This window comes from Janthinobacterium rivuli, from assembly GCF_009208735.1.
GTDB lineage: Bacteria > Pseudomonadota > Gammaproteobacteria > Burkholderiales > Burkholderiaceae_D > Janthinobacterium.
Genome location: NZ_WFLJ01000016.1, coordinates 70,925 through 85,608, shown reverse-complemented (window position 1 = coordinate 85,608; position 14,684 = coordinate 70,925). Strand labels below are relative to the sequence as shown.

14 protein-coding genes are annotated in these 14,684 nt (G+C 64.8%); 6 read left to right on the top strand and 8 right to left on the bottom strand.

Annotated features, from left to right (window positions below):
* The first annotated feature begins 11 nt into the window (after positions 1–11).
* Together GCN78_RS20865 and GCN78_RS20860 are read left to right on the top strand one after the other, a co-directional pair.
* Positions 12–1,967, top strand: a complete 1,956-nt coding sequence (locus GCN78_RS20865; RefSeq protein WP_152253402.1) for a P-loop NTPase family protein — start codon at positions 12–14, stop codon at positions 1,965–1,967.
* A gap of 29 nt (positions 1,968–1,996) precedes the next feature.
* The gene (locus GCN78_RS20860; protein ID WP_152253401.1) at positions 1,997–2,695 is read left to right on the top strand and encodes a hypothetical protein; all 699 of its coding nucleotides are present in this window, start codon (positions 1,997–1,999) and stop codon (positions 2,693–2,695) included.
* 41 nt (positions 2,696–2,736) lie between these two features.
* Here GCN78_RS20860 and GCN78_RS20855 read toward each other — a convergent pair whose 3' ends face one another.
* The 7 genes from GCN78_RS20855 to GCN78_RS20825 all read right to left on the bottom strand — a co-directional run bounded on the left by GCN78_RS20855 (position 2,737) and on the right by GCN78_RS20825 (position 10,036).
* The gene (locus tag GCN78_RS20855; protein ID WP_152253400.1) at positions 2,737–3,864 is read right to left on the bottom strand and encodes a metallophosphoesterase; all 1,128 of its coding nucleotides are present in this window, start codon (positions 3,862–3,864) and stop codon (positions 2,737–2,739) included.
* A gap of 72 nt (positions 3,865–3,936) precedes the next feature.
* Positions 3,937–5,451 (bottom strand): ATP-binding response regulator, encoded by a 1,515-nt coding sequence (locus tag GCN78_RS20850; RefSeq protein WP_152253399.1) that lies wholly within the window; start codon positions 5,449–5,451, stop codon positions 3,937–3,939.
* On the bottom strand, positions 5,438–7,261 hold the full coding sequence (locus tag GCN78_RS20845) for an ATP-binding protein (protein WP_152253398.1): 1,824 nt from the start codon (positions 7,259–7,261) through the stop codon (positions 5,438–5,440). Before GCN78_RS20845 ends, GCN78_RS20850 begins: the two co-directional genes overlap by 14 nt.
* The gene (locus GCN78_RS20840) at positions 7,258–8,343 is read right to left on the bottom strand and encodes an ATP-binding SpoIIE family protein phosphatase (protein ID WP_226939754.1); all 1,086 of its coding nucleotides are present in this window, start codon (positions 8,341–8,343) and stop codon (positions 7,258–7,260) included. The genes GCN78_RS20845 and GCN78_RS20840 overlap by 4 nt, the downstream gene beginning before the upstream one ends.
* A complete protein-coding gene (locus GCN78_RS20835) occupies positions 8,340–8,777 on the bottom strand; it encodes an ATP-binding protein (RefSeq protein WP_226939753.1) in 438 nt (145 codons plus the stop codon). Before GCN78_RS20835 ends, GCN78_RS20840 begins: the two co-directional genes overlap by 4 nt.
* A 10-nt stretch (positions 8,778–8,787) precedes the next feature.
* A complete protein-coding gene (locus tag GCN78_RS20830; RefSeq protein ID WP_099667758.1) occupies positions 8,788–9,150 on the bottom strand; it encodes an STAS domain-containing protein in 363 nt (120 codons plus the stop codon).
* Positions 9,151–9,157: 7 nt separating this feature from the next.
* Positions 9,158–10,036: an STAS domain-containing protein gene (locus GCN78_RS20825; RefSeq protein ID WP_152253396.1), complete on the bottom strand. Its 879-nt coding sequence runs from the start codon at positions 10,034–10,036 to the stop codon at positions 9,158–9,160.
* Between the two features lie 225 nt (positions 10,037–10,261).
* Between GCN78_RS20825 and GCN78_RS20820 the strand changes: the two genes are divergently transcribed.
* From GCN78_RS20820 to GCN78_RS20805, 4 genes are all read left to right on the top strand, one after another.
* Complete coding sequence (locus GCN78_RS20820; protein WP_152253395.1) at positions 10,262–10,675, top strand: hemerythrin domain-containing protein; 414 nt, start codon at positions 10,262–10,264, stop codon at positions 10,673–10,675.
* A gap of 33 nt (positions 10,676–10,708) precedes the next feature.
* Positions 10,709–11,890 carry an NO-inducible flavohemoprotein gene (gene hmpA, locus GCN78_RS20815; protein ID WP_152253394.1) on the top strand — a complete coding sequence of 394 codons (1,182 nt, stop codon included), beginning with the start codon at positions 10,709–10,711 and terminating at the stop codon, positions 11,888–11,890.
* Between the two features lie 127 nt (positions 11,891–12,017).
* Positions 12,018–12,326: a DUF485 domain-containing protein gene (locus GCN78_RS20810; protein ID WP_152253393.1), complete on the top strand. Its 309-nt coding sequence runs from the start codon at positions 12,018–12,020 to the stop codon at positions 12,324–12,326.
* A complete protein-coding gene (locus GCN78_RS20805; protein WP_152253392.1) occupies positions 12,323–14,005 on the top strand; it encodes a cation acetate symporter in 1,683 nt (560 codons plus the stop codon). Before GCN78_RS20810 ends, GCN78_RS20805 begins: the two co-directional genes overlap by 4 nt.
* Before the next feature lie 64 nt (positions 14,006–14,069).
* Here GCN78_RS20805 and GCN78_RS20800 read toward each other — a convergent pair whose 3' ends face one another.
* A complete protein-coding gene (locus tag GCN78_RS20800) occupies positions 14,070–14,525 on the bottom strand; it encodes an RrF2 family transcriptional regulator (protein ID WP_152253391.1) in 456 nt (151 codons plus the stop codon).
* Positions 14,526–14,684 lie beyond the last annotated feature (159 nt).

The following is a 14,684-nucleotide window of genomic DNA, read 5'->3' as shown; positions in this document are numbered from 1 at the left end:
GCCGGGGCAGCTTGGCGCCGGCACAAGCGTCCGGCGTGCGCGCGGCATGGGCACAGCATGACCAGGAGCGGCTGGACTGGGCCTTCCGGGCATATACGCGCTTTGCCGAATCGCTGAGCCCTGAAATCCGTGACCGCCTGGCCAGCAAGGATCAGCAGGCGGAAGCCTACGTGATCGTTTTCGGCAAGACTCAGGTCGGCAAAACCACCTTGCTGATGGAGTTGATGGGCGTGCTGGCGACGCACATGCCGCGCGTGGCGCGGGTCTTGCGGGGTGGGCGCGCGGCCGGGCAATCGGCCACCGCCACCACGATGGAATACCGCCGTTCGCCGGATCAGCGCTGGGGACTGAAAGTCAACGACACGGCCACCGCATGGTACGGCGATGACCAAGCCATGGAGGCGGAACTTGGCCGGTTGCGAACGGCGATGGAAATGCGCCAACTGGTCGCGCATGGGCCGTGCGTCGTGTTCGTCCCGCTGGAATGCTTTGATGCCGATGTCGCGCAGTCGGGCGTGCGCATGCTCGATCTTCCCGGCGACAAACCGGCAAACGCGGCAGAGCAGGAGCATGTACATGCGATGGCCCGCAAATATGTGCCACTGGCCGATCTGATCCTGCTGGTGGGGCGTGGTGATGACTTGTCGTTCCTGCAGGGGGGCGGCCTGACGTTGCCGGGCATCGAGGACTGGCAAAGCGCGCCGCGGCGTTTTCGGATTGTCACCACTTATTCCTTCACGGCGCAGTCGGTGCGCGACATGGTGCGCGAGCATGCGGGCGAGGCCGAAGTGCCGCTGTACCGGCGGCGCCTGGTCGAACAGATTGAACGCTCGATACCGCTGAGTGAGGATGTCAAGCGCGCGGCGAACTTTTTCCCGCTCGAGTTCGGGCAGTCGTGGCTCGATGCCCGCGAAGCCGAGCCCCTTCTGTATGCGCGGGTACAGCCGATGATGCTGACACTCAAGCAGCAGTTGCTGAGCGACATACAGGCGTCGACCACGCCATTGGCGCGTCTGCGCGTTGCCGTCGATGCGCACGTGGTGATTGCCAGGGTGAAGGAAAAACGCCAGGAAGTACTGCGCGGCGAGAGCGAGGCGCTGCAAGCGGTACTGGGGCGGGCGCAGCACGAACAAGGGCAGGCGCAACTGGCAGCCGAGAATATCGGCAAACAATGCGCCAGCCTGGCGCAGGCGCAGGAAGCATTGACGGACGAGATTTTGTCGAAAGACATAGCGCGGCATTTTGTTTTTGCTACGACGGCGCCTGGCGATCCATACGAAAGCGTCGACGGCTTCAAGGCAGTGATCCGGCGCGCGAAGTCATCCCTGAGGCAGGCATTTGTGTCCAGTCATCCAGACACGGCACGGATGTCAGGCACGCAGCTGTTCTGGCGCCGTGTGGAGTTGAAGGATGGCGCCAGCGGCAGCGACGACATACTGGACGATGCGTTCAGCAGTTTCCTCTCCACCCTCAATGCCTACTGGGTGGACAAATACTGGAGCACCGGCGAGGGCAGCGACTATGCCAGGGATCTCAGGACCTTCAAGCGCTGTATCGACGAGGTCCAGACGGAACTCAAGGCGCTTGCCCGCAAACGCTGGCTGGCCGCCGCTCATGCCTGGCGGGAACACCTGCTGGAGGAGCTGGAGGAGCAACGCTACAAACGCGACGATTTTCAGCGGCTTGCCGATGGCGGCATCGCGCCGATCAAGCTGCTGGAGGAGAAGCTGGCACAGCACACGCAGGCGCGCGAGCTGTTTGAACAGCGGATGGAAAACGACCTGGTGGAGAGCCGCCGCTTTGCGTCGCTGCTCGACGCGGAGTATGTCGCTGAGCTGGAACAGCGGCGACAGGCGATCTGCACCGCCGGCAACTTCGTCACCGGCTTTCTGGGCCTGCTGGCTGCCGTACGGCTTGCGGACGTACGCAAGCAAGTCCTGCTGCACATCGAACCCTCCGCCATTTAATTCACTTTTACTTCATATTGACCAAGGCCATGAATAATCAACACGATATCGCCCGCCAGGAACACGAATTTCAGGAATTATTGCAAAAAGTAATGCAGGAACCGCTGGCGCCTGTTACGAAGTCGGTCCGAGAGCTGGACAAACGGTTGAACCAGTTTGAATCGATGCTGGAAGATTTACAGGCCATTATCCAGGGCACCAATATGAGTGCGGATGACGCGCTCACGCAGATTCGCTCGCTCAAATCGCTGGCCGAAGAGACGCCGCGCGAAATTCGCCTGTCGTTGCAACCCATGCTGCACCAGGTCCAGAATACGCTGGAACAGGGCACGGTGACTGCCCACCGCGATTCGGTGGATAAATTGTCGGGACAACTGGTGCAGCAAGGTGAGTCCGGCAAGCAATCCTTCATTCAGTTGCATGAAATGATGGCGCAGCAGCGCCATGAGCTGGGCACGCAGGTGGCGGCATCGCTCATGGAGGTTGCCCGCCTCAACGAAGCCGAGGTGGCGCCGCTGGTGCAGTCCGTGGCGCAGATGCATTTGGCGTTTGCCGAGCAGCAAATGCAATTGACCGCGCTGGCGATGCAGCAGGAGGCGTGGGCCAGAAAATGGACGGAGCAGCTGGCGTCCTCGACACAATCTGTGCGGCGTTGGCTGATTGCCACCCTGGTCGTGGCCAGCGCAGGCTGTGCCGCCGGAATTGCCATGTTTGCCGGCAGGGTCTGACTGCCGCAGCGATAAAGAAACTGGCCATGCCCCAGGCCTGCTCAGCCGCTGTGCGCCACCAGCCTGATTCTCGTAATCTCGGCCGGCGCGCCGATGCGCTTGGGCGGACCCCAGTACCCGGTGCCGCGGCTCACATATATCCACAGGCGGCCGCGCCGGTGCAGGCCGGCGACATACGGCTGCTGCAGCGGTACGAACAGATTCCATGGCCAGAATTGTCCCCCGTGCGTGTGGCCGGACAGTTGCAGGTCGTAGCCGGCCACTTCGGCCGCCGCTGCGCTGCGCGGCTGATGCGCCAGCAGGATGCGGGGGATGTCTGCCGGTGCGCCGGCGATGGCCGCTTGCGGGTCGCTTGCCTGGGCGGGATCGAAGGCGGCGGCGTTGAAGTCGGTCACGCCGGCTAGCGCCAGGCGCGCGCCGTCGTGCTCGAGGATGGCATGCTCGTTCATCAGCACGCGCAAGCCCAGGCGGCGAAATTCCGCCACCCACGGCGCGGCGCCCGAATAGTATTCATGGTTGCCCGTCACGAGAAACACGCCGTGGCGCGCGCGCAGCCCGCCCAGCGGCGCCGTGTGGCCGCCCAGTTGCGCCACCGTGCCGTCGACCACGTCGCCCGTGATGGCGATGACGTCCGCCTGCAGGCCGTTGGCGCGCGCGACGATGGCCTCCACGTAGGCGCGCTTGATGGTGGCGCCCACGTGGATGTCGCTCAGTTGCACGATGGTGAAATTTTGCAGCGCCGGCGGCATGCCGGTGATGGGCACGTCGACGTCGCGCACGCGCGCCACACGGCGGGCGTTGATGAAGCCGACGACGGTGGCCAGCAGCGCCAGGAGCAGCACAAGCACGGCGGACGCCTGGGCGTGCGGGCGGGTGGCGGGGATCAGCATCAGCAGTTCGCGCAGCACGGTGAGCAGGAACAGCGAGGAAAAAAAGCCCATGCACAGCGAGCCGGCCCAGCTCAGGCGGTCGGCCAGGCGCGCGTCGCTGGTGACGGCGCGGGCGAAGATGGTCATCGGCATGAGCATGGTCGACGCCAGCAACACGGCGCCGCCGAGCAGCCAGCCGGCCAGGCCGACGGGCAGGGCAGGCAGCAGCAGCCAGCCGAGGAGGGCATGCAGGGCGCCCAGTATCATGGTGATGCGCAGCAGCGGCGTGCGGGTGGTCATGTCATGCTTCCAGAGGTAAGGCGGCCGCCGATTATAGCCGACGCCTTGATCGACAGTCAGCCGCAACCTCGCTCATGGGGCGATATGCAATCCCAGCCTGGCCAGCTTGCCGAAATCGACGGGTTTGGCGAAGTGCTCGTTGAACCCGGCCTGCAGCGCCGCCTGGCGGTCGTGTTCCTGGCCGTAGCCGGTCAGCGCGACGAGCTGGAATTGCTGCGGGATCGGCAGCCCGCGCAACTGGACGGCCACCTCGTAGCCGCTCATGTCGGGCAAGCCGATGTCGAGAAAGACGATATCGGGCTTGAATTCTAGGGTGCGCTCGGTCGCTTGCGCCCCCGTGTAGGCCGTGCGCACCGTGTGGCCGTACATTTCCAGCAGTTCGGCCAGGGTGTCGGCCGCATCGCAATTGTCGTCGACGACGAGGATGCGCTGGCTGCCGCCGGTGGCCGCCTGCGGCGCCGGCGCGGCCGGCAGCGGCACGTTGGCGTCCAGCGGCAGCAGGACTTCGAAGGTGCTGCCCAGTCCCACGCCGGGACTGTGCACGCTGACCTGGCCGCCGTGCAGGGTCACGAGGTTGCGCACCAGCGACAGGCCGATGCCCAGGCCGTCCTGCACCCGGTCGGGCGAGTGGCCGCTTTGCTCGAACAGGCCGAAGATGCTGTCGATGCTGGCGGCGGCGATGCCGATGCCATTGTCGCAGAGGCGTATGCGCACGTTGTCGCCTTCGCGCGCGGCGGAAATGGCGATGCGTCCGCCCGGCGCCGTGAATTTGGCCGCGTTGAGCAGCAGGTTGGCGACGATCTGCGACAGGCGCACGGCGTCGCCGCAGACCCACAGTTCTTCCTGGGGCAGGTTGACGTCCAGCGCGTGGCCGCGCGCTTCGACGCTGTGCGAACTCGTTTCCAGCGCGCTGCGGATGACGCTGTCCAGGCGCACGCTTTCCCATTGCAGCGAGATCTTGCCCTGCGAAATGCGCGACACGTCGAGCAGGTCGTCCACCAGGCGCACCAGGTGGTCCGTGTGGCGGGCGATGGTGCGGCGAGCATTGTCCTGCACGGCCGGCACGACGGGGTCTAGCTTGCACAGCAGGGCCAGCGCCGTGCGGATGGGGCCCAGCGGGTTGCGCAGTTCGTGCGCCAGGGTGGCCAGGAATTCGTCCTTGCGGCGGTCCACGTCGCGCAGCGCGCGCTCGACCCGGCCCAGGCGCAGCAGCGCCTTGACGTTGGCGATCAGTTCATCGGCCTCGATCGGCTCGACCAGGTAATTGTCGGCGCCGCCATCGAGGGCGCGGATCTTGTCGGCCGTGCCGATGCACGACGCGGACGTCTGCAGCACCAGGATGGTGTTGGTCTCGGCGCCGCCCTTCAACTGGCGGCACACTTCCAGGCCATTGATGTCGGGCAGCTTGACGTCGAGCAGGATCAGGTTGGGGCGGTCCTGGCGGGCGCGCAGCAACGCGTCGCCGCCGTTCGACGCTTCGATGACCTTGAAGCCGGCGCGTTGGAGGATGCGCGATTTGGCGTAGCGAGCGCCATCGCTGTCATCGACGTTCAGGATCAGAGCATCGCTGTTGTTATCCGGTAGCATGCGCATTGTCCCAGGTGGTTGTGCCTTGCGGCGGAACCGGCTCTTGCCGGTGGTGTTGGTTGCCGATCAGCGCGCGCAGGGTCGCCAGCAATTGCTGGCGCGACAGCGGCTTGACGTAGTAGGCGTCGGCGCCAAGGGCCAGGCCCTTGCGCACGTCGTCGATCTCGGTGGCGACGATGACGGGCACCTGGCGCCGCAGCGGATCGTTTTTCAGTTCGGCCAGCCAGTGCCAGGCCGTTTCGCCGTGCAGCAGGATGTCGAGGATGACGGCGGCGGGGCGCTGCTGTTCCCAGCGTTCCTGCGCCTCGCGCACGCTGCGCGCGGGAACCACGCGAAACTCGCTGCCGGCCAGGAATTTTTCATACAGCAGGCGCACGGGCGGATTGTCTTCCACCACCAGCACGGGTATGCGCTGGTCGTTGCCATTGTCGTTGGCCGGCGCGCTTGGCGGCAGGCTGCCCTCGGGCGCATGGTAGCTGGCGGGCAGGACGACGGAAAACAGCGAGCCGTGGCCCGGCGTGCTTTCCACGCTCACCGTGCCATTGAGCAGCGTGGCCAGGTTGCGGCACAGGGGCAGGCCCAGGCCCGTGCCCTTGACCTTGCGCTGCATGTGGTTTTCCACCTGGCTGAATTCCTCGAAGATCAGCTGCACGTCCTCGGCATCGATGCCCAGGCCCGTGTCGGAGACGGAAAAGCGGATCGCGTCCTGCTCCGGCAGTGGCGTGGCGCTGACGACGATGGCCCCGGCCTCGGTGAACTTCAGGGCGTTGGAGATGAAGTTGCGCAGGATTTGCGACAGCTTGCCTTCATCCGTGTGGATGTGCAGCGCCGGATCGGGATCGATGAAGGTGAGCGTGAGCGTGTCGGACACGAGCAGCGGACGCAGCATGCCGCGCAATGCGCTGAACAGGTCGGCCACCTGGAAGCTGTTGGCGTGCACGTCGACCTTGCCCGCCTCGATCTTGGCCAAGTCCAGCAGGTCGTTCACCAGGTCGCTCAGGCTGACGGCGCTTTGCAGGATGAACAGCACCTGCTTTTCCTGTTCCTCGGACAGCTCGCCGTCGATGCGGTCGAGCAGCAGCTTGGACAGGGCGCGGATGGAGCTGAGCGGCGTGCGGAATTCATGGCTCATGTTCGACAGGAAGCGCGATTTCATCTGGTCGGCGCGGCGCAGGTGGTCGGCCTTTTCATCGAGTTCAGCGAACAGCGCCACCACGCCCCGGTTGGTGTCTTCCAGTTCGCGCGTCAGCTGCAGCAGGTCGTCCTGGCGCGTCTTCAGTTCGGCCAGAGTGCTCAGCAGTTCGCGGTTCTGCTGCTGCACTTCCGACAGCGTGATGTCCGGCGGCAGCGCCTGCAGGCTGCCGGACAGCGCGCCGACCATGCTTCCGTCGAGCAGGGGCGCGTCGCGCGGGAACAGCTTGTGCAGCGTGATCTGCGTGCCGTCGCCCGGCGCGCTGCGGATATGGCAGCGGTCCATCAGGCGCTGCGCGCCCAGGATGCCCAGTCCCATGCCCGTCGGCGAACGGTAGGTGCCGGCCAATATCTTGTCGAGATGCGCGATGCCGGGGCCCTGGTCCTCGATGCGGATGCTGAGCACCTGCGGCGCCGTCTGGCCATCGATGGCGAAATGCACCTTGCCGCTGCCGGCGTAGTTGTAGACGTTGCGCGCCAGTTCCGACACGGCCGTGGCGATGCGCACCTGGTCCTGCACGCCGAAGCCGCACAGGGCGGCGATCTGCCGCGCGCGCTGGCGTGCGCCCACCACATCGAGTTCGCTGCCGATATGCGCCGTCAATATGCGTTGTGTCATGCTGTGTCGCTCCTTTCCGCGGTGGCGGCCCGCTGTTCCTCGTGTTCGCGCAGAACCACCACCGTGACGTCGTCGCGCCCGCGCGCAAAATCGCGGTACAGCACGGCGGCGACGAGGCTGGGGTGGCAGTGCGCCAGGCCCGGATAGCGTTCCAGGTCCCAGCGCGTGTGCAGGCCGTCGCTATGCATGATCAAGGTCGTCCCCGGCTGCCATGGATAGCGGAATTCCTGCACCTTGCGCAGATTGCTGCCGACGATGCCGTTATGCGACAGTAGATGCCGGCGCTGCTGCGCGTCGAAGGCGCAGGCGGCGATGTTGCCCACGCCCGCATAGCGCAATTGGCGGGAGGCGCTGTCGATATGCGCCACCGCCAGGGCCGCGCCGCGCGTGGCGCGCAGGGCGCCGTGGGCCAGTGCGATGAAGGGGGCGGGCAGGGGCGGCAGGCCCGGCGTGTCGTGTTCCAGCAGCGCGCTGGCGCATTCCGAGGCGCGCGCCGCCAGCGGGCCGTGGCCCAGGCCATCGGCCACCATGAGGCTCAGTTCATGGCCTTCGCAGACGACGTTCCAGGCGTCGCCGCACACCTGTTCCGAGGCCAGCGGCAGGCAGACGGCGCCGATCTGCCAGTTCGGGCTGGCCGGGATGGCGCTGCTGGCGTCGGGACCCCAGACCACCATCATCAGCACCGTGCCCTGGCCGGGTGCCGTGTACAGGTCGAATTCCTGGCTCAATCGGCGGATCGCGCCCAGTCCCACGCCGTAGGTGCCCGTGGTGGAATGGCCATCCTGCATGTGCTGGCGCACGTTGGCCATGCCCGGGCCGCTGTCGATGGCCAGCACTTCGATGCCGCTGGTGCCGCCGCGCAGCACCTTGCGCAGCAGGATTTCGCCGCGCTGCGCGTGCTTGACGATGTTGGTGGCCGCTTCGCTGATGATGATGGCCAGCTGGCCCGTGCGCACGTCGTCGAAACCGATGCGGCGCGCCAGTTCGTTGCCGGCGCGGCGGGCCGCGGCGATCTCGCTCGGTTCGCCGATGGGAAAAGTTCTTTGCCTGAGAATGTCAGGCTGCGGTTCCTGGTGGTTCAAAACAGCTTCCATTTCGCGATGGTGACGGTGGTGCCCGCGCCGGGCGCCGTGTCGATGTGAAATGCGTCGGCCAGGCGCTTGGCGCCGCCCAGCCCCAGTCCCAGTCCGCCGCCGCTGGTATAGCCATCGGTCAGCGCCAGGGGAATATCGTCGATGCCCGGTCCCGCGTCGACAAAGCGCAGTTCCAGGCCCTGGCGCGCGCCGTCGCTGACGCGCGCGATGCGCGCTTCGCCGCCGCCGCCGTAGCGCAGGGTGTTGCGCGCCAGTTCGCTGGCCGCCGTGATGATCTTGGTCTGTTCGATCAGGCCAAAGCCCATGGCGACCATGCTGTCGCGCACCTGCTTGCGCAGCCGCACGACGTCTTCGTCGCTGTGCAGGGGCAGCACCTGCTGCACCCCGGCCTGCGCCCGCTGCGGAGTCTGCGCGCCTAGCACGGCGCCCCCGTCATGCGCATGCGCCGCCCCGTTCCAGCAGCTTGATGCCCCGTTCCACGTTGAGCGCCGTGCTCACGCCTTCCAGGGTCAGCCCCAGTTCCACCAGGGTGATGGCGACGGCCGGCTGCATGCCGACGACCACGGTGCGCGCGTCGAGGATTTTCGCCATCGCCGCCGTGTTGCTGATCATGCGGCCGATGAAGGAGTCGACGATGTCTAGCGCGGAGATGTCGATCAGCACGCCCGTGGCGCGGTCCGTCACGATGCGGGTGGTCAGATCGTCCTGCAAGGTCATCGCCAGGCGGTCATGCATGTCCACCTGGATCGTCACCAGCAGCAGCCGGCCCATACGTAAAATGGGGATTCTTTCCATAGGCGCCTCAGTGTTGTTGCTGCTGGTAGGTGATGCTGGAGCCCGTGCGTTTCAGGGCCACGACGAAGGCGTCGGCCAGGGTGGCCTTGGTCATGACGTCTTCCAGGTTGACGCCCAGATGCACGATGGTTTGCGCGATCTGCGGGCGGATGCCGCTGATGATGCAGTCGGCGCCCATCAGGCGCGCGGCGGCGATGGTTTTCAGCAGGTGCTGCGCCACCAGGGTGTCGACCGTGGGCACGCCCGTGATGTCGATGATGGCGATCAGGGCGCCCGTGTCGACGATCTTTTGCAGCAGGCTTTCCATCACCACCTGCGTGCGCGCGCTGTCGAGGGTGCCGATCAGGGGCAGGGCCAGCACGTTTTGCCACAGCTGCACCACGGGCGTGGACAGTTCCAGCAATTCCTGCTGCTGGCGCAGGATCACCTGTTCGCGCGCCTTCTGGTAGATGGCGATGGTCAGCAGGCCCAGTTCGTCGAACAGCTTGCTGGTGCTGACGATGGCGTCGCCCAGCTGTTCCGGCTGCGCCGTGATTTGCTGGCGCAGATAGGCGAACAGCGGTTCCTTCAGCGCGAACATGAAGCTGGCCGTGTCGATCGGCGAATAGCCCTGGCGCACGCGCGATTGCGATATTTCCGCCAGCAGCTGGCGCGTGTCGTCCCAGGCGCCGCCTTCGAGGTCGAACGAGTCGCCGCTTGCCAGCGCGCCCGCCAGCAGCGGCAGCAATTGCGATGCCTGCTGGCGCAGCTCGTTTTCCGCGATCTTGTCGCGTCGCACCAGGCGGGCGATCAGGCCGGCCATCCAGCCGTCCAGCAGTTCCGTGTGGTGATCGTTGATGATGCCGGCCAGTTGCTGCGCCTGGCCCGTGCCCGCTTTGATTTTCATGCTCATCCTTGGCTGAAGTGGAGGGTGCGGCGCGGCCGTGAACGGATGCGCGCTGTGATGAATAAATTATAGGCAAGCACGATTGTGGCTTGTGTTCTGTGCCGCACATAGTGGCGCATGTCGTTCCAGATTTCCGCCGTAAACCTGCCACTTTAAAGATGTATATGGTTTGCATGTTTATGCGAATTCCGCTACACTGGCTGCACTCAACAAGAGAAACACGCCATGAATATCGATAAATTCAAACAGCAGCACCTGGCCATCCTGGCCGCCATCGACGACTTGCGCCAGCTGGCGCGCGGCGGTGTCGCCGCGCAGGCGCAGGCCATTGCCGAACAGATCATCGCCATGAGCGGCTTGATCAAGCTGCACCTGGCCGTCGAGCAGCGCTACCTGTATCCGGCCGCGCAAGCGTCCGGCGTGGCCAGGGTGGCCCAGCTGGGGCGCCAGTACGAAAACGAAATGCACGGCATCGCCGGCGCCTACCTGGATTTCGCCGGCCGCTGGAATACACCGGTGCGCCTGGAAGCGGAACCGGAGGCCTTCCGCAGCGAAGCCAACACCGTGCTGCAAGCGCTGTTCCAGCGCATGCGGCGCGAGGATCACGATCTGTATCCGGCCATTGAATCGCTGGCCTGACACCGCTTACCCATCTAGACACAGGAGTTCCACATGCTGACCCAAGAACAACGCGCCATCATCACGGCCACCGTCCCCATCCTCGAGCAGGGCGGCGAAGCGCTGACGCGCCACTTCTACAAGAATCTGTTCCGCGACCATCCCGAAGTGTTGCCGTACTTTAACCAGGCGCACCAGCACAGCGGCGACCAGCAGCGCGCGCTGGCCAATGGCGTGCTGATGTATGCCAAGAACATCGACAAGCTTGCGGCCCTGGGCGACCTGGTGGCCACCATCGTCAACAAGCACGTGGCCCTGCAAATTCGTGCCGAGCACTATCCGCTGGTGGGCGCCAGCCTGCTGCAAGCCATCCGCGAAGTGCTGGGCGAAGAGGTGGCCAGCGACGCCGTCATCGACGCCTGGGGCGCGGCCTACGGCCAGCTGGCCGACATCCTGGCCGGCGAGGAAGGGCGCATCTACAAGGCGCAGGCCGCCGCGCCGGGCGGCTGGAGCGGCGCGCGCGACTTTATCGTGCGCGGTAAGACGGTGGAAAGCGCGGAGATCACCTCGTTCCTGATGGCGCCCGCCGATGGCCAGCCCGTGCTCGACTTTGCGCCGGGCCAGTACATCGGCGTGCTGGCCACGGTCGATGGCGTGCCCATGCGCCGCCAGTATTCCTTGTCGGCCGCCAGCAATGGCCAGACTTACCGCATCAGCGTCAAGCGCGAAGCGGGCGGCAAGGTCTCCAATTTCTTCCACGACCAGGTGCAGGCGGGCGACACCGTGCAGCTGACGCCGCCATCGGGCGACTTCGTGCTGACGCAGAGCGACAAGCCGCTGGTGCTGATCAGCGGCGGCGTCGGCATCACGCCGACCCTGGCCATGCTGACGGCGGCCCTGCGCGGCAAGCGTCCCGTGCATTTCATCCATGCGGCGCGCAACCACGGCGTGCATGCGTTTCGCGCGCAGATCGACGAACTGGCCGCGCAGCACCCGCAATTGCAGCGCTATTACTGCTACGCGGAACATGGCGGCGAGCAGGATGCGCCGGACGCCGTCGGCTTGCTGAATAAAGAACAGCTGGCGCACTGGCTGCCGGCCTCGCGCGACGTCGACGCCTACTTCCTGGGGCCGCAGCCATTCATGCGGGCCGTCAAGCAATACCTGCGCGAACTGGGCGTGCCGGAACAGCAGACGCACCATGAGTTCTTCGGACCGGCGGCCGCCTTGAACTGATTTTTCCTGCCTTGTGTTGTCCCGGCGAGAAAAAACCTTGCCGTAAGGGGCGGGTAAGCCTCGCGCTGTACTGTGAATCCAAGCTCGAAAACAACAGAGCAGCTTTTACATAACAGGAGGCAACACAATGCATGACGATCTCGTTCAAAAAATCAAGGGCGACCCCAGCTATCATCAGTTGGTCAAGGTGCGCTCGCGCTTCGGCTGGGCCCTGACGGGCCTGATGATGCTGGTGTACTACGGCTACATCCTGCTCATCGCTTTCGACAAGGAATTTCTTGCCACGAAAACGGGCACGGGTGTCATGACCTGGGGCATGCCGATCGGCCTGTTCGTCATCGTGTTTACCGTGGTGATCACCGGCATCTATGTGCGCCGTGCCAACAAGCAATTCGACGACCTGACCAGCGCCATCCAGGCACGGGTGCAAGCATGAACGCCGCCAAGCTCGCCTCGCGCGGCGCATCCTGCCTGAGCGTATTGGCATTGCTGGGCGCCAGCAATGCCGTGTTCGCGGCCGGCGCCGACCTGGGCCAGGCCGTCAAGCAACCCACCAACTGGACGGCCATCATCATGTTCGCCGTCTTCGTCATCTTCACCCTGTTCGTCACCAAGTGGGCGGCCAAGAAGACCAAGTCCGCGTCCGATTTCTACACGGCCGGCGGCGGCATCACGGGCTTCCAGAATGGCCTGGCCATCGCGGGCGACTACATGTCGGCCGCTTCCTTCCTCGGTATTTCCGCCGCCGTCTTCCTGAACGGCTACGATGGTCTGATCTACGCCATCGGCTTTCTCGTCGGCTGGCCCGTCATCACCTTCCTGATGGCCGAGCGCTTGCGCAACCTGGGCCGCTACACCTTTGCCGACGTGGCCGCCTACCGTTTCAAGCAGGCGCCGATCCGCATCTTTTCCGCGTCTGGCACGCTGGTGGTGGTGGCGTTCTACCTGATCGCGCAGATGGTGGGCGCGGGCCAGCTGATCAAGCTGCTGTTCGGCCTCGAATACTGGATCGCCGTCGTCCTGGTCGGCACCTTGATGATGATCTACGTGCTGTTTGGCGGCATGACGGCCACCACCTGGGTGCAGATCATCAAGGCCGTGATGCTGCTGGGCGGCGCCACCTTCATGGCCGTGGCCGTGCTGGCGCAGTTCAACTTCAGCCCGGAAGCGCTGTTCGCCAAGTCGGTGGATGTGCATGCCACCAAGGAAGCCATCATGGGCCCCGGTTCCTTCATTAAGGACCCGATCTCGGCCATCTCGTTCGGCATGGCGCTGATGTTCGGCACGGCCGGCTTGCCGCACATCCTCATGCGTTTCTTCACGGTGCCGAGCGCCAAGGAAGCGCGCAAATCCGTGTTCTGGGCCACCACCTGGATCGCCTACTTCTACATTCTGACCTTCATCATCGGCTTCGGCGCCATCGTGCTGGTGAGCACCAATCCCGAGTTCAAGGATGCGGCCGGCAAGCTGCTGGGCGGTAACAACATGGCGGCCGTGCACCTGGCCAAGGCCGTGGGCGGCAACGTCTTCCTCGGCTTCATGTCGGCTGTCGCGTTTGCCACCATCCTGGCCGTCGTGGCGGGCTTGACCCTGTCGGGCGCGTCGGCCGTGTCGCACGACCTGTATGCCACCGTCATCAAGAAGGGCAAGGCGACGGGCGCCAATGAATTGAAAGTGTCGCGCGTGACGACGATCGTACTGGGCATCATCGCCGTGGTGCTGGGTATCGCGTTCGAGAAGCAGAACATCGCCTTCATGGTCTCGCTGGCGTTTGCCATCGCCGCCTCGGCCAACTTCCCCGTGCTGTTCATGTCGGTGCTGTGGAAGGATTGCACCACGCGGGGCGCCACCATCGGCGGCTTCCTGGGCTTGATCACGGCCGTCGCGCTGACGGTGGTGTCGAAGTCCGTGTGGGTCGACGTGCTGGGTCATGGCCAAGCGCTGTTCCCGTATGCCTCGCCGGCGCTGTTCTCGATGACGGCGGGCTTCGTCGGCATCTGGCTGTTCTCGGTGCTCGACAAGAGCCCCCGCGCGCGCATCGACCGCGCCGGCTATGAAGCGCAGCAAATGCGTTCGGAGACGGGCATCGGCGCCTCCGGTGCCAGCGCGCATTGATGGATTAGTTCGTAATTGAAGTAAAAAATGCCCGGTTCGCCGGGCATTGTTGTTTTTGGCGCGCTTACTTTGCCATGCGCAGGGGAATCACGCCCGCCGCCAGCGCCGGCGCGCCCGGCGTCGCGTCGAGTATCGATGCGAGGGTCACGGTGTCGAGCACGGCGAGGAAGGCGGCCGTGGCCTGGCCCAGCTTGGCCTTCAGCAGGCAATCGGGCGTCAGCGGGCAGGTATTGTTTTCTTTGTTGAAACATTCCGCCATGAAAAAATCATTTTCCGTTTCGCGCACGACGGTGCCGATATTGATCTCGGCCGGGTCGCGCGCCAGGCGCAGGCCGCCATTCCTGCCGCGCACCGTTTCCACGATGCCGGACAGGCCCAACTGGTGCACCACCTTCATCAGGTGATTCTTTGAAATCGCATGCAGGTCGGCGATGTCCTGGATGGTCACGAGGCGGTCGCGGTGCACGCCCAGGTACATCAGGGTGCGCAGGGTGTAGTCGGTATAGGCAGTCAGTCGCATGGGATATCGTTCATAAGATGTGGATTACATCCTTGTTTCAGCCGCCAGCATACAGGAGAGCGCGTGGCATGTGTGTTGCGCCGCCACTTTTCAGTCTCGAAAGACAAAAGTTGGTTGCCTTTCGCTTAAATGCGTAGTAAATTTTCATATTGTTGCCCT